This is a genomic window from Streptomyces sp. NPDC007863 (assembly GCF_040633895.1).
Classification (GTDB): domain Bacteria; phylum Actinomycetota; class Actinomycetes; order Streptomycetales; family Streptomycetaceae; genus Streptomyces.
In genome coordinates, this window is the sequence record NZ_JBEYEI010000013.1 from 71,596 (window position 1) to 90,904 (window position 19,309).

Sequence of the window (19,309 nt, forward strand, 5' to 3'; positions counted from 1 at the left end):
CGTCAGCCTCCCTTCGGCGGGACGATCTGGAGGTAGATGCCCGTCAGCACCATGTTCACGAAGAACAGCAGCAGGAAGGTGATGACGACGGCCTGGTTGACGGCGTCGCCGACGCCCTTGGGGCCGCCGCGCGGGTTGAGTCCCCGGTAGGCGGCGACGATGCCGGCGATGAACCCGAAGATCAGCGCCTTGAGTTCGCTGATGTACAGGTCGGGCAGCTGGGCGAGGGCGGAGAAGCTGGCGAGGTACGCGCCGGGGGTGCCGCCCTGGAGGACGATGTTGAAGAAGTAGCCGCCGAGGGTGCCGACGACGGAGACCATGCCGTTGAGGAGGACGGCGACGGCCATGGTGGCGAGGACGCGCGGGACGACGAGCCGCTGGACCGGCGAGACGCCCATGACCTCCATCGCGTCGAGCTCCTCGCGGATCTTCCGGGAGCCGAGGTCGGCGCAGATCGCGGAGCCCGCCGCGCCGGCGATGAGGAGGGCGACGATGAGCGGGCTGGCCTGCTGGATGACGGCGAGGACGGAGGCGCCGCCGGTGAAGGACTGGGCGCCCAGCTGCTGGGTGAGCGAGCCGACCTGAAGGGCGATCACGGCGCCGAACGGGATGGAGACGAGCGCGGCCGGCAGGATCGTGACGCTCGCCACGAACCAGAACTGCTCGATGAACTCCCGGAACTGGAAGGGCCTGCGGAAGACGGCGCGGGTCACCTCGGCGGCGAGCGCGAAGAGGCGGCCGGTCTGCCGCAGCGCCCCGCCGATCACGCGCCGCCCCCGGGGGACGGCGCCGGCACGGCCCGCTCGGCGGCCTGTCGGGCGTAGGTGTCCTCGATGGCGGCGCGGGCGGCGGGCGGCAGGGTGTCCAGCATGCCGAGGACGCGCTCGCGGCGGCGTACGACGGCGGCGCGCGGGGGCAGTCCCGGCGAGGGCTCCAGCTGCGGGACGATGACGCGGGGCCCGTCGGGGCGTGCCGCGGCGCTGTCGGCCTCGGCGGCGAGGGCGGCGGCGTCCTTCTCCTCGGACATGCCGATGGGGCCCTCGCGGCGGCCGGCGAGGAACTGGGTGACGACCGGTTCGTCGCTGGTGAGGAGGACTTCGCGCGGTCCGAAGGTGACCAGGTTCCGCCGGAAGAACATCCCCATGTTGTCGGGGACGGTGGCGGCGATGTCGAGGTTGTGGGTGACGATCAGCATCGTGGCGTCGATGCGCGCGTTGAGGTCGATCAGGAGCTGGGAGAGGTACGCGGTGCGCACCGGGTCCAGGCCGGAGTCGGGTTCGTCGCAGAGCACGATCTGGGGGTCGAGGACGAGCGCGCGGGCGAGGCCGGCGCGCTTGCGCATGCCGCCGCTGATCTCGCCCGGCAGTTTGCCCTCGGCGCCGAGCAGGCCCACGAGTTCGATCCGTTCCATGACGATGCGCCGGATCTCGGACTCCCGCTTGCGGGTGTGCTCGCGCAGCGGGAAGGCGATGTTGTCGAAGAGCGTCATGGAGCCGAAGAGGGCGCCGTCCTGGAACATGAGGCCGAAGAGCTTGCGGGTCTCGTAGATGTCCCGTTCCCGGCCGCCGACCATGTCGACGCCGTTGATGAGGACCCGGCCCCGCTGGGGTTTGAGCAGTCCGATGAGCGATTTCAGGAAGACCGTCTTCCCGGTTCCGGAAGGGCCGAGCATGACGCTGACCTCTCCGGCCGGCAACGTCAGCGAAACGTCCTGCCAGATGTTCTGCTTGCCGAAGGACATGGTGAGCCCCTCAACGGCTACTTCGATTCCCATCCCACCTCCAGCAGGCGTGCGTGACGCGTGCGCCGCGGGCGCACGGTAGGCCGTTCCGGATCACCCGGACAATAGCTGTGGCGCAAACTCATTGATCCGCTTCCGCGTTTGTCACCACGAAGACAAACAAGCCTGTCTTTCTTGTCTCCTGGGCGACAGATGGGGGCGCCGACCTGCGACTGGGCGTCGGCTCCCGGGAACGCTACGGCCGAGTAACCTCACGGGGCAATACCGGATCCGGAGTTTTCGCGGAACAGGCCGCCACGGGGGCCGTTTTATCAGGCGGGAGACAATTCGGGGCGCCTCTTTGTCACCGGCCGGAGGAATGTGCGCGACGAACCCCCAAGAAGCACTTCCGACCTCGCATGATCGATCAGAATTGTCGACATTGCGCACTCCGGAACCAAGCATATTCCCGCCATCGCTCACCCTCTTGACAGGCAATACAACAAGTTCAAAGAATCATGGTTCGCGCCATTGTTCGGCTAAGTTTCCCGCAAGTAACGTCTCGTTTCGCGGCAGGGAAAGCGTCGGGCCGCCGGCCTCTCTGCACCCACCGCAGCACCCCCACGAAGCACCCTCTGCCGGTCAATCCCCAAGGAGAGTCCCAGAGTCATGAAGAAGTCGATCAGAAACATCGCCGTGGTCGCGGGAGCCGCGTCGGCCGCGTTCGCCCTCGCCGTCAGCCCCGCCACCGCGGTGCCCTCGACGGTCTGGACCGTCAGCCCCAACCCGGCCAGCATCACCGCCGTCAACAGCGGGAACATCGTCCTCAGCGTCAACGGCATCGCCATGACGTGTACGAAGTCGAACGGCGCGGGCACGGGCGCCAGCACCACCGGCAACCCTGCCACCGTCGGCCAGATCACCTCCATCGCCTTCGGCGCCACCGGCGCGCCCTGCACCAGCGTCCTGGGCCCGGTGACCACGGTCCCGACCACCCCCTGGACGATCGTCGCGCAGGACTACACCGCCGCGACCGGCGTCACCAAGGGCTACGTCGGCAACGTCGACGCCAAGGTGACCGTCGGCGCCTGCGTCTTCCGCGTCACGGGCAAGGCGTCCAGCACGTACACCAACTCGACGGGCGCCCTCGCCGTCAACAGCCTCGCGGGCGAGCTCACCGTCGTCTCGTCGACCGGCTGCGGCGCGGCCGTCCCGGTCGGCGCGAAGCCGACCTTCAAGGGCACGTACCTCTTCAAGGCGGGTACGGCGATCCCGACGATCGTCGGCTCCAACCCGTAAGGCACCGGGACTCCGCGTCCGTCCGGCCGGCCCCCGGCCGGGCGGACGCGGGCCTGTCCGCACCCCGCCCCGAGGAGACCCACACCATGAAGAAGCCGCCCGGAAGAGCCGCCGCGGTCGCGACGGCCGCGGCAGCGTGTGTCCTCGCCGTGCCGCCGGCCACTGCGGCGCCGTCGACCGTCTGGACGGTGACCCCGTCCGGCGACTTCACCGCGCACAGCGGGAACGTCGTCCTCGGCGTCAACGGCCTCGCCCTGCCGTGCAGTCGGTCCACCGCCTCCGGCCGGGTGCAGAACGCCACCGGCAACCCCGCGCCCGTCGCCGTCATCAGCACCCTGGCCTTCGGCGCCCCCGGCGCGCCCTGCACCACCCCCCTGGGGCCCATGACCGTCACCCCGGTCACCCCGCTGCCCGTGCTGGCCCAGGACCACAGCGCCGGCGTCACCCGGGGGTACGCCGGCGGCGTCGACCTCAAGGTGACCGTGGGGGCCTGCGTCTTCCGCGTCACCGGCAAGGCGTCGAGCACGTACACCAACGCGACGAGCGGCTTCGCCGTCGACAGCCTCGCCGACGAACTCACCGTCGTCTCGGCGGCCGGCTGCGGCATGTTCGTCCCCGTCGGCTCCCGGCCGACCTTCAAGGGGACCTACCTGGTCACGATGGCCGGGACCACCACCGGCCCGGCGATCGTCGGCACCCACCCCTGAGCCCCCTCCGAGCGGAGCACCAGATGCCAGGCCCCCGGCCCACCCCCCGATCCTCCCGCGCGCGGATGCGCGGTGCGACGATCGCCGCGTTCGTGGCGCTCGCCCCGCTGCTGCCCGCGGCCGCCGTCGCCGTCGGGACGGTGGAGGTCGACGCCGCGCTGCCGTACGTCTGCACCCTGCCCTCGGGGCCGCAGCGGGCGACGGTGCGGATCACGGCGGCCTTCCCCGAACGGGCCTCCGTGGGCGAGGAGATCCGGCCCGCCGACGTCACCACGACCGTCGAACTCCCGGCCGCGGCCGTCGCCGGCCTGACGACTCCCCGGGCCGCCGCCGTACGGGCGGAGACGCGCCTCGCGGTCGGCGTGGCGCAGCACGAGCAGCGTGCGGAGACCACCTGGAGCGGCACGGCCCAGCCCGTCGCCGTGCCCGCCGAGGGGCCCCTCGTCCTCGCCACGAGCGGCGACGTGCCGTCCCTGACCACGGGCGCCGAGGGGGAGCTCGTCCTCACCGCCGGGGCGCTCGCCGTGGACCTCGCGCCGAGCGCGGCCGACGGCGCGGCCACCACTCCCCCGTCCCTGTCCGTGGCCTGCGCACCCGCCCCGGACGCGGAGGGCCGTACGGTGCTCGCCCGGGTCCCGGTCGGTGCCGGCGCCTCCGGCGGTACGCCGTCGGCTCCGCCGCCCTCGACTCCGCCCCCCTCGGACACGGCGCCCTCCTCGCCGGCCCCGTCGCTCCCCACGGACCGCCCGGTCCCGCCGCCGAGCGCGCCGGGAGCCACGCGCGGGACATCGGCCGTGCCGAAGACGCCCGGAGCGGGGCCGCGGCCGGAGGGCAGGGGGCTCGCCCCGGCGGAGGAGGAGACACCGGGCACGCCGGCGCCCCGGCCGGACGCGCCGCCCTGCATCACCGAGAAGCCCACGCCGATGTCGCTGTCGGCGTACATCACCGGCTACTCCAACGTGCGGAAGCTGAACGGCGCCAACGTCATCCCGGTGTCCTGCACCCTGATCGAACAGGGCCTGCCCGAGATCGAGTTCCGGGAGGACGGGATCCACCTGATCACCAAGTCGGTGGCCAGGTTCTCCTACGAGGGGCGGGCACAGACCCCGCCCTTCCGGGCGACCTTCCTCACCTTCGGCTTCACACCGACCACGGCGACCCTGGTCCTGGAGCAGACCGGACCGATGACCGTCGACTCGGACGTCCTCCTGATCTTCCCCGACAACCTCTCCGAGACGTACGTCAGGGCCCCGCTCGTCCTGCGCGTCCTCGACGCCCAGGTCAACGGCACCCCCCTGGACGTCGGGCCCGACTGCCGCACCGAGAAGCCGCTGACCTCGCCGGAGCCCGACCCCGTGAAGTACCCCGGAGACCACCTCGTCCTCCTGGGCAAGGGTCAGCTCATCAACGGAACCGACGCCGAGGGCTACGTCCTCACCGGCGGCGGCCCCCTCACCGGCACCGTCACCATCCCGCCCTTCAAGGACTGCGGCGCGGGCGGCGAGGACCTCGACCGGCTGCTGACCGCCGCCATCTCGGGGCCGGACAACTACGTCAAGCAGATCCAGGGCCAGACCTGCTCCGTGGGCGTCGAGGTGCCGCCCCCGGACCAGTGCACCGAGGACCGCCAGCCCCTCGTCGTCCCCAAGCCCGAGCGCTGACCACCGGGCACCGCCCCCGACCGAAAGGCCCCGCCATGCCCCTCGTCTCCGCCCGCACCAAGCTCGCCACCGTCTCCGCGCTCACCGCGCTCGGCGCCTTCGCCTCCATGGGCACGGCGACGGCCGCCGCCCCGGTGCTCAACGGCGGCTGGGCGCCGTCCACCCGGTGTCCCGTCGACGCCACCGCCATGGTCTCCACGGACGGTCTCGACACCTCGCCGCAGTGCGTCGTGTCGTACTCCCTCAGCGGCTCCATCAAGCTCGGCAACACCACGGTGCCCACCGGGAAGACCAACCTCCAGATCGGCGTCGTGCAGAACGCCGACGGCACCAACTCGGTCGTCGCGCCCGCCGGAGGCGCGCTCATCGCCGACTCCGCCACCGTCCCCGGCGGTCTGATGGGGCTGATGTGCCCGAGCGACATCCCGTTCGTCACGGACATCTGCCGGAAGCTGACGGACGCGAATCTCAACAAGATCACCGCCACCATGGAGTCGGTCGGCACGCCCTCCGAGTTCGACCAGATCGCGGGCGTCCTCACCGACCAGCCGATCGTGACCATCCCGGTCCGCATCCGGCTGCAGAACCCGTTCCTCGGCGACAACTGCTACATCGGGTCCAAGAGCAACCCGATCCTGCTCCGCCCGAAGAACCTCACGGCGCCCGGCTTCGGCGTCACGCGCTTCGACGGCGACGGCACCGCGAACGAGGAGGGCGAGATGAGCCGGCTCGACCTCCTGGGCGCCACCCAGTACGACGACGGCTTCGCCGTCCCGGGCGCCGCCGGCTGCGGCCTCGGCTGGTTCGGGATCATCGACGCGGCGGTCAACCTGAAGACGGGGCTGCCCGCCGGCGCCGGGAAGAACAAGCTCTTGCTCAACGACACCCAGACCTACCTGACGGGCCTGTTCGCCCCCGGTGTCCTCGCCCCCGACGCCGGCAAGGTCTTCTCGCGCAACTGGCACTCGGCCGTCAACTAACGGCCACTCAGGAGTCATAACCGGCCGACTCGGCCGCGTACGCCCTCATCGCGTACATGACTCTTGCTCAAGTTGTGTACAGCACACAGTAGTTGTCCTAGCTTTCAGCGAATCCACATCGGTACGTACCTGATGGCTCCTGCGGCGCCCGCCAACCCGGCCGGGCGCCGCAGCGCCGCTCCCCCACCGGTCACGTAGCAGAGCAAGGGATCGGTCCATGCCCTCCACCGCACAGTCACCGGAGCTCGGTGAGCCGCTCGATCCGCTGCCGCGAGAGTTCGCCGCCCTGATGCGACCGGAGATCCCGGGTCTCGTCAAGGAGATCGGCTTCGAGATCGAGCGTGCCTACCCCGTGTACACCCACCTCTTCAACGGCCCCCACTGCGACGCCATCCGCCAGGGCGTCGAGCAGGCCCTGGCGGCCTTCGTGGACCGGGTCGACACCCCCGGGACGAGCTCCACCCTCCGCGACGAGCTGCTCCGCCAGTTCGGCCGGGTGGAGGCGTACGAGGGGCGGGCCCTGGACTCCTTACTGGGCGCCTACCGGCTCGGCGCCCGCGTGGCCCTGCGGCGCGCCAAGAGCATCGGGCGCACCTACAACCTCTCCCCCACCCTGATCCTCGCCTTCGCGGACGCCCTCTTCGCGTACGTGGACGAGCTGGAGTCCCTCTCCCGCGAGGGGTACGTCTCCGTCCGGACCCGGGCGGTCTCCGACGTGGCGGCGCTGCGCAGGAAGCTGCTCCACCTCGTCGTCGCCGGGCCGCCGCTGCCCCGGGCCGCCGTCGCCGAGCTGTGCCGGGAGGCGTCCTGGCAGCTCCCCGCCGAGTGCACCCTGGTCGTCCTGCGGCCGCCGGCCACCCGGGTGGTGCCCGACCGGCTCGACCGGGACGTCCTCGCCGACCTGAGCCTGCCGCACCCCCATCTGCTGGTGCCGGGGCCGCTGACCGCAGAGCGCCGGGAGATGCTCGACGCGGCCCTGGCCGGCACCCCGGCGGTCCTCGGGCTCACCGTGCCGCCGGCGCAGGCCGCCCACTCGCTGCGCTGGGCGCGGCGGGTCCTCCAGCTCGTCGACGACGGCGTCGTCGCGGACGCGCCCGTGGTGGCGTGCGAGGACCATCTGACGACCCTGTGGCTGCTCTCCGACCCGGCGCTGACGGCCCAGCTGGCCCAGCGCGAACTGGCCCCGCTGGACGGCCTGTCGGGCACCCGGCGCGAGCGGCTGATCGAGACGCTGCGGGTGCACGTCTCCACCCGGGCCCCGGCCGAGCAGGTCGGCGAGCTGCTCGGTGTGCACGCCCAGACGGTCCGCTACCGGCTGCGGAACCTCGACAACCACTTCGGTGACCGGCTCCTCGACCCCGAGCGCCGCTTCGCCCTGGAGGCGGCGCTGCGCTCGCTCCACCTCCACGGCCGCGGTTCGGCGGACTAGCGCGGGTCACACCTTCCGGGGGACGAGCCGGCAGCGGGCCGGTCCGGCGGCCTGGAGGGTGATCGCGGGGGCGACCGGCACCTCGGTGTCCACGGCCTCGAAGCCGTGGCGCCGGAGGATGGTCGCGAGCGCGATCACCGACTCCAGCATCGAGAAGTGCTGGCCGATGCAGGCCCGGGGGCCGCCGCCGAAGGGGAACCAGGCGTAGCGGGGGCGGGCGGCCTCCGCCTCGGGGGTGAAGCGGTCCGGGTCGAAGCGCTCGGCGTCCTCCCAGTAGGCGGGGTGCCGGTGGGTGACCCAGGGGGCGACGATGACGTCGGCGCCGGCCGGGATGGCGGCGCCGCCGATCGTGGTGGCGGCGACGGCCCGGCGGCCGATGACGGGCGCGGCGGGGAAGAGCCGCATGGCCTCCTTCAGGACCCGGGTGACGTACGGCAGGCGGTCGAGGTCGGCCGCGCCGGGGGCGCGGTCGCCGAGGACCCGGTCGACCTCCTCGTGGGCGCGCCGCTGGGCCTCGGGGTGGCGGGCGAGGAGGTGGAGGGCGAAGCCGATGGAGGTGGCGGTCGTCTCGTGGCCGGCGAGCAGGAAGACGAGGACCTGCTCGCGGAGTTCGGTGGCGTCGAAGGCGCCGTCCTCGGCGGACTCGGCGCGGACGAGCAGGGACAGCAGGTCGTCGCCGTCCTCGTCGGCCCGGCCGCCGGCCTTGCGCTCGGCGATGATCCGGTCGCACTCCTCGTAGAGCGCCTGGTGGAGGGCGGCGGCGCGGCGGTTGCCGGGGGTGGGCCAGTCGCGGGGGACCTTGACCGGGGCGTAGCCGCGGCTGAGCACGTAGGAGCCGACGCCGGGGAAGCAGCGCTCGACGACCTCGACGGCGGAGTCGACGTCGGTGCCGAAGAGGATGCGGGCGACGGCGCGCAGGGCGAGCCGGGTCGACTCGTGGAGGACGTCGACGGTGGTGGCGCCGGTCTTCTCCCAGTCGGCGGTGAGGGTGGCGACCTCGGTGGCGATGGCGTCGGCGTAGCCGTCCACGCGGCGCTTGGTGAAGAGCGGCTGGACGAGCCGGCGCTGGCGCAGGTAGTCCTCGTCCTGGCTGGTGAGCAGGCCGTTGCCGAAGGACTCGCGGATCTCCTGGTAGAAGGCGTTGTCCTTGCGGAAGTTGGCGGACTCGGCGGCGAGGACCTGCTGGGCGCCCTCGGCGGAGAAGACGGCGTAGACGTTGGCCCGGGCGCCGGGCGGGCCGGCCGTGATGCGGACGACGTCACCGTGTTCGCGCCGGGCGCGCAGGAAGGTGCCGAGCGAGTCGTTCCTGAGGTCGAACATCGAGCCGAGGACGGGCAGTCCGGTGAGGACGGGTGCTTCGGTGCGGGCTTCGGTTGCCATGTGGCTTCCCCCTTGGTCGCGGCGCCGTGGGGATTGTCCCGCACGAAGTGACCGATGGGTAGCTTCTGTTGTCGGTGGTGTCTGGGAGGCTCGTCCCCATGGATGAGAGCAACACCGGGAGCGGCGCGGGCGCGCGCCCCGCACTGACCCTCCAGCTGACGATCGACTGCGCGGATCCGGCCCGTCTGATGCCGTTCTGGGCGGAGGCGCTGCGGTACGTGCCGGAGCCGCCGCCGGAGGGGTACGCGAGCTGGCGGGCGTACTGGCTGGCGGCCGGCGTCCCCGAGGAGGAGCTGGGCGACCCGTCCGACGATCTGGCGGAGTCCCTGGTCGACCCGGAGGGGGTCGGGCCGAGGGTCTGGTTCCAGCAGGTCCCGGAGCCGAAGACGGGGAAGAACCGCGTCCACCTGGACCTGAAGGTCGGCGGTGGACGCGGGGTGCCCCTCGCGGTGCGCCGGGCGCGGGTCGATGGGGAGGCGGCCCGGCTGACCGCGCTCGGCGCGACCGTGCTGCGCACGATGGACGAGCCGCACGGGACGGGGTACTACGCGGTGGTCCTTCAGGACCCGGAGGGCAACGAGTTCTGCGTGGTGTGACCGGTCGGTCAGTCGGTGTCGCGCGGGTCGAAGGAGTCGGTGTCGACGGTCAGCGGCTCGGGGAAGGCCCCGGCGACGTCGTCCCAGCGGGTGAACTTGAAGTTCGTCCCCTCGCGGTCGCCGTCCGCCGGGGTGGCCTCGCCGTCGTGGGTGACGAGCAGGCCCTTGGGGAAGGCGTCACCGACGGGCACGTTCACCACGGTGGCGCCGTCGGAGTGCTGCACGCCGTCGGTGGCGGGCCCGTCGGTGACGGCGAAGGAGCCGAGGTAGGCGTTGGCGCCCTCGCGGGCGTAGACGGCGAAGGTGTCGTCGCCCTGGCTGGAGGCGAGGACGTAGCCGGTGCCGTCGTCGCCGTGGTAGACGGTGACGCCCTCGGCGTCGGCGCTCAGGTGCTCGCCGCCGAAGCCGGGGTCGTTCGCGGTGTCGAGGACGCACTCCTCCTCGGCCTCGTCGTACGTCCACGGGGTGCCGTACTCACGCACGCGGTCGAGGAGTTCGGGCCGCTCGAACTCCTCGTCGTCGATCTCGACGCGCCAGAGGCCGACGGCCTCCTGCGCGGCGTAGAGGACGTGCTCCTCCTGGTCGACGGCCATGCCCTCGACCTGCGGCAGCTCGCCGGGGTCGGCGCAGGGCCGCCAGGCGGTGCCGTCCGGCAGGGTGAAGGAGCGGGGCAGGTCGAGGGTGTCCTCGGTGCGGTAGCCGACCCGGCCGCCGCGGTCCTCCAGTTCGAGCAGGCGCAGCCGGCTGCGCTCGCGCTGCGAGACGACGACGTAGGCGTCGTCGCCGTCGCGGTAGGCGGAGAGGCCGTAGGCGGTGGTCTGGTCGTCGACCTCGGCCTCGCTCGCGGCGAAGACGGGGGTGACGTCGGCGGCGGTGACGTCCCTGAGCGGGGCGCGGCCGGCGGCGAGGGCGGCCGGGTCGATGGCGTAGGCGCGGATCCGGTCGCGGCCGCGGTCGCTGACGACGGCCAGGTCGGTCGGGCGGCCGTTCAGCTCGAAGCCGTGGACGAGGTCGACGTTGTTGAACCGCCCGGGGGCGGCGTCCTCGCCGGGGGCGGGCGGGGCGGCGATGTGCTGGACGCGACGGCCGTCGAGTCCGTACACGTCGAGGCCGCCCTCCTTGAGGGTGCCGATGACGAGGCTGCGGCCGGGCCGCGTCGGGTCGACCCAGACGGCGGGGTCGTCCGCGTCGGCGTTGCCGCCGGCCTCGTCGTCGTACACGACGGGCGTCTCGACGCGGGCGGTGACGGTGACGGGCTGGGGGGTGGCGGGGGCCGCGGCCACGACGCTGATTGCGGCGGCCAGGGCGGTCAGGGCGGAGGCGCTCACGGTACTCCTCGGTAGCGGTCTCGGACGGGCCGAGACGCTACGGAGGCGGGATGGAGCGGCCCTTGCGGACCCGTGAATTCCGAGCGGCCGTACGGAAGGCGGGGCTAGCCTCCCGCCCATGGGAAGCGACATCGAGGGTGCGATCGAGGTGCGGGGGCCGGACGGGCGCTGGGCGGTCCGCGACTGGCTGCCGGAGTGCGCGGCGGTGCGCGACCGGGACGCGCGGGAGATCCTGTGGGGGTACGGCGGCGGGCTCCAGGTGGACCGTCCGCTGTTCGACGCGCGGGGCGTCCCCGAGGGGGCCTCCGAGGACATCCCCGACGACGAGATCAACCACAGCCACTCGTACGCCACCTGGGCCGAGGTGGCGGCCGTCGACTGGGACGCGCCGCTGAACGACCGCGCCGACGGCAACCACCTCGCGGTGTGGGTGCCCGGCCCGGACGGGAAGCTCGTCTTCGACCACGTGAGGTGGTCCCCCATCGAGGTCCTCGACGCCTCGGAGGAGCTCTTCGGCGAGGACCTGTGGCCGTGGGAGTGGCCGCCCGGCGGAGAGGTCCCCTGGGAGGGGGCGGTCTACCGTCCGGTCCTGTACACGCCCCGGATGTTCGTCCCGCCGGACGGCGACCGCTGGGGTCCGGTCTGGGCGGTCATGGGCGACCTGGCGGCCGTCCACGGTGACGGGAACGTCCGCCTGGTCGTCTGGTTCGGCTGAGGGGCGCCGGGCTACCTGCCGACGGCGCGGCTGATGACCATGCGCTGGATCTCGCTGGTCCCTTCGAAGATGGTGTAGATCGCCGCGTCGCGGTGCATGCGCTCCACCGGGTACTCGCGGGTGTAGCCGTTGCCGCCGAGGATCTGGATCGCCTGGGCGGTGACGCTCTTGGCGACCTCGCTGGCGTACAGCTTGGACATGGAGCCCTCGGCCTTCGTGAAGGGCTTGCCGGCGGTGGCCATCCAGGAGGCGCGCCAGACGAGCAGCCGGGCCGCGTCGATCTGGGTGGCCATGTCGGCGAGCTGGAAGGCGACGCCCTGGTTCTCGATGATCGGGCGGCCGAACTGCACGCGGGTCTTCGCGTAGTCGAGGGCGACCTCGTACGCGGCGCGGGCGGTGCCGACGGCCATGGCGCCGACCGCGGGGCGGGACGCCTCGAAGGTGGCCATGGCAGCGTTCTTCACGCGCTCGCCGCCGCCCGACTTCGCCTTCTCGCGGGCGCGGGCGAGGCGCTCGTCGAGCTTCTCCTTGCCGCCGAGCAGGCAGGAGCCGGGGACGCGCACGTCCTCCAGGACGACCTCGGCGGTGTGCGAGGCGCGGATGCCGTGCTTCTGAAACTTCTGGCCCTGGGAGAGGCCGGGGGTGTTCGGCGGCACGATGAAGGAGGCGTGGCCCTTGGAGCCGAGCTCCGGGTCGACGACGGCGACGACGACGTGGACGTTGGCGATGCCGCCGTTGGTCGCCCAGGTCTTGGTGCCGCTGAGCACCCATTCGTCCTTGGCCTCGTCGTAGACGGCCCGGGTGCGCATGGCAGCGACGTCGGAGCCGGCGTCGGGCTCGGAGGAGCAGAAGGCGGCGACCTTGACGTCGTTCGCGTCGCCGTACATCTGCGGCACCCACGTGCCGATCTGCTCCTCGGTGCCGTTGGCGAGGACGCCGACGGCGGCGAGACCGGTGCCGACGATGGAGAGGGCGATGCCGGCGTCGCCCCAGAAGAGCTCCTCCATGGTCATCGGGACGCCGAGGCCGGTCGGGTCGAAGAACTGCTGGGCGTAGAAGTCGAGGGAGTAGATTCCGAGCTTGGCCGCCTCCTGGATGATCGGCCAGGGGGTCTCCTCACGCTCGTCCCACTCCGCGGCGGCCGGCCGCATGACGTCCGCGGCGAAGCCGTGGAGCCAGTCACGGACTTCCTTCTGGTCGTCGTTGAGCTCGAACGTGAACTCGGCCATGTTCCCTCCCAGCAGTACGTTACTTGCGGTAACACCCAGTCTGTTACCGGCGGGTACGGCTGTCAACCTGCGGGTCCTCCCGAGCGAAGGGCCCTCGGGCGGTTCGGCACAGCATGCCGGTCGGGTGTTACGTTGCGACAGCCTCAGGTCATCGCACGGGCGGGGAGACACGCTTATGGACATCGCACACCGGACCACCGACCAGCAGAAGAGCGCCGAGCAGCGGCGGCGCGAACTGCTGGAGGCGGCGGACCGGGTGGTGCTCCGCGACGGCCCCAAGGCATCCATGAACGCGATCGCGGCCGAGGCGGGCATCACCAAGCCGATCCTCTACCGCCACTTCGGCGACAAGGGCGGCCTGTACCGCGCCCTCGCCACCCGCCACACCGACGCCCTCCTCGCCTCGCTGCGGGCCGCGCTCGACGCCCCCGCCGACCGGCGCCGCCGGGTCGAGTCCACCCTCGACACCTACCTCGCGTCCATCGAGGCGATGCCGCAGGTCTACCGCTTCCTCATGCACCCGGCCGAGGAGTCCCACCAGGCCGAGCAGGGCTTCGACGTCGGCCGCCACTCGGCGCCGCTGCTGCGCCGCATGGGCGAGGAGCTCGGCCAAGTCATCGCCGAGCGCGTCGACCTCGGCCCGGCCGCCGAGGCACAGGCCCGGATCTGGGGCCACGGCATCGTCGGCATGATGCACGCCGCCGGCGACTGGTGGCTCGGCGAACGCCCCTGCTCCCGCGCCGAACTCGTCCAGGCCCTCGCGGACCTCCTCTGGGGCCGCCTCGCCGACGCCGACGACCGCGCCGACGGCCCGGGCTTCTAGGCGTACGCCCCGAGACCGGCCGGGGCCGGCGGCGGGGGCGGGCCCGGAGGGGCCCCGGGCACCGGGGCGCGGGAGCCCCCGACTCCGGGCGGCCGCCTTCGGAGCCGTACCGGAGGGGTCCGTCAGGCCTCCAGGACGGAGGCGCCCCCGCCCCAGGGCTGCTTGCGGATCGCGCGGAGCAGGCGTGATCTGCGCCACCCCGTGACGTGCTCCGCGTAGACGTGGCCGTCCAGGTGGTCCATCTCGTGGAGGAGGCAGCGGGCGAAGAAACCCGTGCCCTCGATCCGGACCGGGGTGCCGTCGGTGCGGACGCCCTCGACCACCGCGCGGTCGAAGCGGGCCACCGGCGCCTCCAGACCCGGCAGCGAGAGGCAGCCCTCCGGGCCGCGGTACACGTCGCCGTCCGCCTCGACCAGGCGCGGGTTCACCACGTGCCCCAGGTGACGGACCTCCTCGTCGTCCGGGCAGTCGTAGACGAAGACCCGCAGCCCCACGCCCACCTGGTTCGCGGCGAGACCGACGCCGTGCGCCGCGTACATCGTGGCGAACATGGACTCCACCAGCCGGTCGAGTTCGGGGCCGAACTCGGTGACGGGCGCGCAGGGCGCGTGCAGCACGGGATCGCCGAGCAGGGTCATCGTCCGGACGATGCCGGAGCTGCCGGGGATGGGGCGGTTTCGCATGGCGGTAAGCGTACGGTCCGCCGTGACCTCCTCATTTCATACGGTCGGCACGGGTGCCGCGGTTCGGGCTCCTGGCCGGTTCTCGATAGGCTGAGCCCCGACCGACGCAAGGAGGATCAAGGACGATGTCAGGACACCCCGGTAATCCAGAGCCGCTGTCGCCGCGTGCCAAGCTGGCCGTGACCGCGGGCAAGGCAGCCGCCGCGGTGTCGCGGGCGGCCGGACGCGGCAGTGGATCGGTGATCGGCGGCCGGGTGGCGCTCAAGCTCGACCCCGACCTGCTGGGGCGGCTCGCGCAGCACCTGGACGTCGTCCTCGTGTCCGCCACCAACGGCAAGACCACCACGACCCGGCTCATCGCCGAGGCGCTCCGGGCCAGCGGCCCGGTGGTCTCCAACGCCCTCGGCGCCAACATGCCCGCGGGCATCACCTCCGCCCTCGCCGGCGGCAGTGACGCCAAGTACGGCGTGATCGAGGTCGACGAGAAGTACCTCGCCGGCGTCGCCCGCGACACCACCCCCAAGGCGATCGCGCTGCTCAACCTCTCCCGCGACCAGCTCGACCGCGCCGCCGAGACGCGGATGCTCGCCGAGAAGTGGCGCGAGGGCCTCAACGGCTCCAAGGCCGTCGTCATCGCCAACGCCGACGACCCGCTGATCGTGTGGGCCGCCTCCTCCTCCCCCAACGTGGTGTGGGTCGCGGTCGGCCAGGAGTGGAAGGACGACGCCTGGTCGTGCCCCTCCTGCGGCGGTGTGCTGCAGCGCCCCGGCGACGACTGGTTCTGCGGCGAGTGCGGCTTCCGCCGCCCCGCCCCGAGCTGGGCGCTCAGCGGCGACCACGTGCTCGACCCGCACGGCTCGGCCTGGCCGATCCGGCTGCAGCTGCCCGGCCGCGCCAACAAGGCGAACGCCGCCACCTCGGCCGCCGTCGCCGCCGTCTTCGGCGTGCCGCCGCAGGTCGCCCTGGAGCGCATGTACCAGGTCCAGGCCGTCGCCGGCCGCTACGACGTGGTCACCTTCCAGGACCGTCAGCTGCGGCTGCTGCTCGCCAAGAACCCGGCCGGCTGGCTGGAGACCTTCTCGCTGATCGACCGGCCGCCGACGCCGGTGATCCTCTCGGTCAACGCGCGCGGTGCCGACGGCACCGACACCTCCTGGCTGTGGGACGTGGACTACGGGCGGCTCGCCGGCCACCCGATCATGGTCATCGGCGACCGCCGGCTCGACCTGGCGGTCCGTCTGGAGGTCGCGGGTGTCGACTTCCGCGTCTGCGAGACGCTCGACGAGGCCGTCGCCATGGCCCCGCCCGGGCAGATCGAGCTGATCGCGAACTACACCGCGTTCCAGGACGTCCGCCGCCGCGTGGGCAACTGACCCCGCCCCGACTCGCAGAAGGACTTGCAGCATGAGTGACAGCAGCCTGCGTGTGGTCTGGGTCTACCCGGACCTGCTCAGCACCTACGGCGACCAGGGCAACGTCCTCGTCGTCGAGCGCCGCGCCCGCCAGCGCGGCCTGGCCGTCGAGCGCGTCGACGTCCGCAGCGACCAGCCCATCCCCACCTCCGGCGACATCTACCTGATCGGCGGCGGCGAGGACCGGCCGCAGCGGCTCGCGGCCGAGCGGCTGCGCCGGGACGGCGGCCTCCCCCGGGCGGCCTCCAACGGCGCGATCATCTTCTCGGTCTGCGCCGGCTACCAGATCCTGGGCCACGAGTTCATCAACGACCTCGGGGAGCGCGAGCCGGGCCTCGGCCTGCTCGACGTGACCACGGTCCGCGGCGAGGGCGCCCGCTGCGTCGGCGACGTGCTCGCCGACATCGACCCGCAGCTGGGCCTCCCCCAGCTGACCGGCTTCGAGAACCACCAGGGCGTCACCCACCTCGGCCCGACGGCCCGCCCCTTCGCGCGGACCATCCTCGGCCGGGGCAACGGCACCGGCGACGGCACCGAGGGCGCGTACAACGACACCGTCTTCGGCACCTACATGCACGGTCCCGTGATGGCCCGCAACCCGCAGATCGCGGACCTGCTCCTGAAGCTGGCCCTCGACGTGAACGCGCTGCCGCCCACCGACGACCGGTGGTACGAGGCGCTGCGCGCCGAGCGCATCGCCTCCGCCTCGCAGCCCGCCTGACGAACCGTCGGGAGCCCTCCGGAAGCGCACTTCTGAGCGGGCTAGCGCACATTGGATTCGTATGTAAATACGGTGTCCAATCTGCGGACATCCGGTTCGGCCCCGCCACCCGGCAACGATAGGGTGGCGGGGATCCAGCCGGACGACGTGGTCCGGGAGTCGGCCCACGTTGCAAAGGTTTTTGGGCTATGCGCATTGGTGTGCTCACCTCCGGCGGAGACTGCCCCGGTCTGAATGCCGTCATCCGGTCCGTCGTGCACCGGGCCGTGGTCGATCACGGGGACGAGGTCATCGGCTTCCACGACGGGTGGAAGGGCCTCCTGGAGTGCGACTACCGGAAGCTCGACCTCGACGCGGTGGGCGGCATCCTCGCCCGCGGCGGCACCATCCTCGGCTCCTCCCGCGTCCAGCCCGCGCACCTCGTCGACGGCGTCGAGCGGGCCCGCGGCCACGTCGCCGACCTCGGTCTCGACGCCATCATCCCGATCGGCGGCGAGGGCACCCTCAAGGCAGCCAACCTCCTCTCCGAGGCGGGCCTCCCCATCGTCGGCGTCCCGAAGACGATCGACAACGACATCGCCTCGACCGACGTCACCTTCGGCTTCGACACCGCCGTCACCGTGGCCACCGAGGCCCTCGACCGGCTGAAGACCACCGCCGAGTCCCACCAGCGCGTCCTCGTCGTCGAGGTCATGGGCCGTCACACCGGCTGGATAGCCCTGCACTCGGGCATGGCCGCCGGCGCCCACGCGGTCGTCGTCCCCGAGCGCCCCTTCGACATCGACGAGCTGACCTCCCGGGTCGGCGCCCGCTTCGAGGACGGCAAGCGCTTCGCGATCGTCGTCGTCGCCGAGGGCGCCAAGCCGCGCGAGGGCTCCTCCATGGACTTCAAGACCGCCGGCACCGACATCTACGGCCACGAGCGGTTCACCGGCGTCGCCAACCAGCTCTCCGTGGAGCTGGAGCGCCGGCTCGGCAAGGAGGCCCGCCCGGTCATCCTCGGCCACGTCCAGCGCGGCGGCACCCCCACCGCGTACGACCGCGTCCTCGCCACCCGCTTCGGCTGGCACGCCGTCGAGGCGGCGCACCGCGGCGAGTTCGGCATGCTGACCTCGCTGCGCGGCACCGACATCGTCATGGCCCCGCTCGCCCAGGCCGTGGAGACCCTGAAGACGGTCCCCGCGGACCGCTACGCCGAGGCCGAGTGCGTGCTCTGAGCGCCCTCGCGCCCTCCGTGCGCACTCCGTGCGTCTGACACCCGCCCCCGGTCGCGAGCGCGACCGGGGGCGGTTCTAGTCTGGTGCGGACAACAAGCGCGAAACGGGCTCGGCGCGCAATGGGCTCCAGGAGTAAGCGATGGATCACAGCGGGCACGGCATGACCACGGATCTGCCGCCGTTCACGCTGGGGCGGGGCCTGGAGTTCTCTCCCGACCTGTTCTTCCTCATCGGGTGCCTCGTGGCGCTCGGCCTGTACGGGTGGGGGGTCGCCCGGCTGCGCGGGCGCGGGGACGCCTGGCCGGTCTCCCGGACCGTGCTCTTCACCGTCGGCGTGCTGACCGTCGCCCTGGTGATGTGCACCAAGCTGAACGACTACGGCATGGTCATGTTCAGCGTCCACATGGTGCAGCACATGGTGATCTCCATGGTCTCGCCGATCCTGCTGCTGCTCGGCGCGCCGGTGACGCTGGCGCTGCGGGCGCTGCCGGTGGCCGGGCGCGGCTCGCTGGGCCCCCGCGAGGTGCTCCTCAAGCTGCTGCACAGCCGGTACATGAAGATCATCACGCACCCGGTCTTCACCATCGGCATCTTCATCGCCAGCCTCTACGGCCTCTACTTCACCCCGCTCTTCGACACCCTGATGGCGTCGAAACCGGGGCACATCGCGATGATGGTGCACTTCCTCGCGGTGGGCGTGGTCTTCTTCTGGCCGATCATGGGCGTGGACCCGGGCCCGCACCGGCCCGGCTATGTGATGCGGATGCTGGAGCTCTTCGCGGGCATGCCGTTCCACGCCTTCTTCGGCATCGCGATGATGATGGCGTCCCAGCCGATGGTGAAGGCGTACGAGAACCCGCCGGCCTCGCTCGGCATCGACGCGCTCGCCGACCAGAACGCGGCGGGCGGCATCGCGTGGGCGTTCAGCGAGATCCCCTCGGTGCTGGTGCTGATCGCGCTGGTCTACCAGTGGTACCACTCCGAGCAGCGGCAGGCGGTCCGCAAGGACCGGCAGGCGGACCGGGACGGCGACAAGGAGCTGGCGGAGTACAACGCCTACCTGGCCTCCCTGCAGGCGCGCGGTCGCTGAACCGCCCCTCCCGGATCCCGCGCGGGAGTAGCGCCCGCCCCCCGCGGGGAGTCACCATGGCAGGGAGGCTTCCCTGGCCCCGGTCGGGAGGAGGGCGGGCAGATGTCCGGTTCCACGAAGGCGATGACGATCGTCACCTGTGCCGTGCTGGTGCTGATCAGCGCGTACACGGTGGCGCTCGGGAGCAGCGGCTGGCTCTGGTTCGGCTGGATCGTGCTGATGGTGGCGACGATCGGGATGGCGGCGGCGGACAGCACCGAGTCGGCCGCGGGGCCGCGCCGGCCGCGCGCGGGCGGGGCGGGTCCGGCACCGCGCTGAC

The 19,309-nt window shown here is 72.3% G+C and carries 19 protein-coding genes; 13 read left to right on the plus strand and 6 right to left on the minus strand.

Annotated elements, in window-relative coordinates:
- Positions 1–2: 2 nt before the first annotated feature.
- Positions 3–767: an ABC transporter permease gene (locus ABZ621_RS21175; protein ID WP_360606701.1), complete on the minus strand. Its 765-nt coding sequence runs from the start codon at positions 765–767 to the stop codon at positions 3–5.
- Positions 764–1,774: an ATP-binding cassette domain-containing protein gene (locus tag ABZ621_RS21180; RefSeq protein ID WP_360606703.1), complete on the minus strand. Its 1,011-nt coding sequence runs from the start codon at positions 1,772–1,774 to the stop codon at positions 764–766. The genes ABZ621_RS21175 and ABZ621_RS21180 overlap by 4 nt, the downstream gene beginning before the upstream one ends.
- Positions 1,775–2,389: 615 nt before the next feature.
- On the opposite strand from ABZ621_RS21180, the gene ABZ621_RS21185 reads away from it, so the two are divergent.
- The 5 genes from ABZ621_RS21185 (at position 2,390) to ABZ621_RS21205 (ending at position 7,796) form a co-directional block, all read left to right on the plus strand.
- Positions 2,390–3,019: a hypothetical protein gene (locus ABZ621_RS21185; RefSeq protein WP_360606705.1), complete on the plus strand. Its 630-nt coding sequence runs from the start codon at positions 2,390–2,392 to the stop codon at positions 3,017–3,019.
- 86 nt (positions 3,020–3,105) lie between these two features.
- Positions 3,106–3,726, plus strand: a complete 621-nt coding sequence (locus tag ABZ621_RS21190; RefSeq protein ID WP_360606707.1) for a hypothetical protein — start codon at positions 3,106–3,108, stop codon at positions 3,724–3,726.
- Positions 3,727–3,791: 65 nt separating this feature from the next.
- The gene (locus tag ABZ621_RS21195) at positions 3,792–5,387 is read left to right on the plus strand and encodes a DUF6801 domain-containing protein (protein WP_360606710.1); all 1,596 of its coding nucleotides are present in this window, start codon (positions 3,792–3,794) and stop codon (positions 5,385–5,387) included.
- Between the two features lie 35 nt (positions 5,388–5,422).
- Entirely contained in the window at positions 5,423–6,367 is a 945-nt protein-coding gene (locus tag ABZ621_RS21200; protein ID WP_360606712.1) for a hypothetical protein, read from the plus strand.
- 217 nt (positions 6,368–6,584) lie between these two features.
- Complete coding sequence (locus ABZ621_RS21205; RefSeq protein ID WP_360606714.1) at positions 6,585–7,796, plus strand: helix-turn-helix domain-containing protein; 1,212 nt, start codon at positions 6,585–6,587, stop codon at positions 7,794–7,796.
- A 6-nt stretch (positions 7,797–7,802) separates the two neighbouring features.
- Here the strand turns inward: ABZ621_RS21205 and ABZ621_RS21210 are convergent, their stop codons facing one another.
- Positions 7,803–9,176 carry a cytochrome P450 gene (locus tag ABZ621_RS21210; RefSeq protein ID WP_360606716.1) on the minus strand — a complete coding sequence of 458 codons (1,374 nt, stop codon included), beginning with the start codon at positions 9,174–9,176 and terminating at the stop codon, positions 7,803–7,805.
- Positions 9,177–9,274: 98 nt separating this feature from the next.
- Between ABZ621_RS21210 and ABZ621_RS21215 the strand changes: the two genes are divergently transcribed.
- Positions 9,275–9,772, plus strand: a complete 498-nt coding sequence (locus ABZ621_RS21215) for a VOC family protein (RefSeq protein ID WP_360606718.1) — start codon at positions 9,275–9,277, stop codon at positions 9,770–9,772.
- Between the two features lie 8 nt (positions 9,773–9,780).
- Here ABZ621_RS21215 and ABZ621_RS21220 read toward each other — a convergent pair whose 3' ends face one another.
- A complete protein-coding gene (locus ABZ621_RS21220; protein WP_360606720.1) occupies positions 9,781–11,100 on the minus strand; it encodes a phytase in 1,320 nt (439 codons plus the stop codon).
- Between the two features lie 118 nt (positions 11,101–11,218).
- Between ABZ621_RS21220 and ABZ621_RS21225 the strand changes: the two genes are divergently transcribed.
- A complete protein-coding gene (locus ABZ621_RS21225; RefSeq protein WP_360606722.1) occupies positions 11,219–11,815 on the plus strand; it encodes a hypothetical protein in 597 nt (198 codons plus the stop codon).
- Between the two features lie 11 nt (positions 11,816–11,826).
- Here ABZ621_RS21225 and ABZ621_RS21230 read toward each other — a convergent pair whose 3' ends face one another.
- Entirely contained in the window at positions 11,827–13,044 is a 1,218-nt protein-coding gene (locus ABZ621_RS21230) for an acyl-CoA dehydrogenase family protein (protein ID WP_360606724.1), read from the minus strand.
- Positions 13,045–13,219: 175 nt separating this feature from the next.
- On the opposite strand from ABZ621_RS21230, the gene ABZ621_RS21235 reads away from it, so the two are divergent.
- Positions 13,220–13,867, plus strand: coding sequence for a TetR family transcriptional regulator (locus ABZ621_RS21235; protein WP_360606726.1), 648 nt, complete (start codon positions 13,220–13,222; stop codon positions 13,865–13,867).
- Between the two features lie 122 nt (positions 13,868–13,989).
- Here the strand turns inward: ABZ621_RS21235 and def are convergent, their stop codons facing one another.
- Positions 13,990–14,550 (minus strand): peptide deformylase, encoded by a 561-nt coding sequence (def, locus tag ABZ621_RS21240; protein WP_360606728.1) that lies wholly within the window; start codon positions 14,548–14,550, stop codon positions 13,990–13,992.
- Positions 14,551–14,675: 125 nt separating this feature from the next.
- On the opposite strand from def, the gene ABZ621_RS21245 reads away from it, so the two are divergent.
- The 5 genes from ABZ621_RS21245 (at position 14,676) to ABZ621_RS21265 (ending at position 19,308) form a co-directional block, all read left to right on the plus strand.
- Complete coding sequence (locus ABZ621_RS21245) at positions 14,676–15,923, plus strand: MurT ligase domain-containing protein (RefSeq protein WP_169093798.1); 1,248 nt, start codon at positions 14,676–14,678, stop codon at positions 15,921–15,923.
- A gap of 31 nt (positions 15,924–15,954) precedes the next feature.
- Positions 15,955–16,683, plus strand: a complete 729-nt coding sequence (locus ABZ621_RS21250; RefSeq protein ID WP_360606730.1) for a glutamine amidotransferase — start codon at positions 15,955–15,957, stop codon at positions 16,681–16,683.
- Between the two features lie 188 nt (positions 16,684–16,871).
- Complete coding sequence (locus tag ABZ621_RS21255; protein WP_360606732.1) at positions 16,872–17,900, plus strand: 6-phosphofructokinase; 1,029 nt, start codon at positions 16,872–16,874, stop codon at positions 17,898–17,900.
- Positions 17,901–18,039: 139 nt separating this feature from the next.
- Complete coding sequence (locus tag ABZ621_RS21260; RefSeq protein WP_360606734.1) at positions 18,040–18,990, plus strand: cytochrome c oxidase assembly protein; 951 nt, start codon at positions 18,040–18,042, stop codon at positions 18,988–18,990.
- 102 nt (positions 18,991–19,092) lie between these two features.
- Positions 19,093–19,308 (plus strand): hypothetical protein, encoded by a 216-nt coding sequence (locus tag ABZ621_RS21265; protein ID WP_360606736.1) that lies wholly within the window; start codon positions 19,093–19,095, stop codon positions 19,306–19,308.
- The last annotated feature ends 1 nt before the right edge of the window (position 19,309 follow it).

Coding starts and splice junctions, on each gene's coding strand:
- ABZ621_RS21180 (WP_360606703.1), bottom strand. CDS start 1,774: ATGGGAATCGAAGTAGCCGTTGAGGGGCTCACCATGTCCTTCGGCAAG.
- ABZ621_RS21185 (WP_360606705.1), top strand. CDS start 2,390: ATGAAGAAGTCGATCAGAAACATCGCCGTGGTCGCGGGAGCCGCGTCG.
- ABZ621_RS21190 (WP_360606707.1), top strand. CDS start 3,106: ATGAAGAAGCCGCCCGGAAGAGCCGCCGCGGTCGCGACGGCCGCGGCA.
- ABZ621_RS21195 (WP_360606710.1), top strand. CDS start 3,792: ATGCGCGGTGCGACGATCGCCGCGTTCGTGGCGCTCGCCCCGCTGCTG.
- ABZ621_RS21200 (WP_360606712.1), top strand. CDS start 5,423: ATGCCCCTCGTCTCCGCCCGCACCAAGCTCGCCACCGTCTCCGCGCTC.
- ABZ621_RS21205 (WP_360606714.1), top strand. CDS start 6,585: ATGCCCTCCACCGCACAGTCACCGGAGCTCGGTGAGCCGCTCGATCCG.
- ABZ621_RS21210 (WP_360606716.1), bottom strand. CDS start 9,176: ATGGCAACCGAAGCCCGCACCGAAGCACCCGTCCTCACCGGACTGCCC.
- ABZ621_RS21215 (WP_360606718.1), top strand. CDS start 9,275: ATGGATGAGAGCAACACCGGGAGCGGCGCGGGCGCGCGCCCCGCACTG.
- ABZ621_RS21225 (WP_360606722.1), top strand. CDS start 11,219: ATGGGAAGCGACATCGAGGGTGCGATCGAGGTGCGGGGGCCGGACGGG.
- ABZ621_RS21230 (WP_360606724.1), bottom strand. CDS start 13,044: ATGGCCGAGTTCACGTTCGAGCTCAACGACGACCAGAAGGAAGTCCGT.
- ABZ621_RS21235 (WP_360606726.1), top strand. CDS start 13,220: ATGGACATCGCACACCGGACCACCGACCAGCAGAAGAGCGCCGAGCAG.
- def (WP_360606728.1), bottom strand. CDS start 14,550: ATGCGAAACCGCCCCATCCCCGGCAGCTCCGGCATCGTCCGGACGATG.
- ABZ621_RS21245 (WP_169093798.1), top strand. CDS start 14,676: ATGTCAGGACACCCCGGTAATCCAGAGCCGCTGTCGCCGCGTGCCAAG.
- ABZ621_RS21250 (WP_360606730.1), top strand. CDS start 15,955: ATGAGTGACAGCAGCCTGCGTGTGGTCTGGGTCTACCCGGACCTGCTC.
- ABZ621_RS21255 (WP_360606732.1), top strand. CDS start 16,872: ATGCGCATTGGTGTGCTCACCTCCGGCGGAGACTGCCCCGGTCTGAAT.
- ABZ621_RS21260 (WP_360606734.1), top strand. CDS start 18,040: ATGGATCACAGCGGGCACGGCATGACCACGGATCTGCCGCCGTTCACG.
- ABZ621_RS21265 (WP_360606736.1), top strand. CDS start 19,093: ATGTCCGGTTCCACGAAGGCGATGACGATCGTCACCTGTGCCGTGCTG.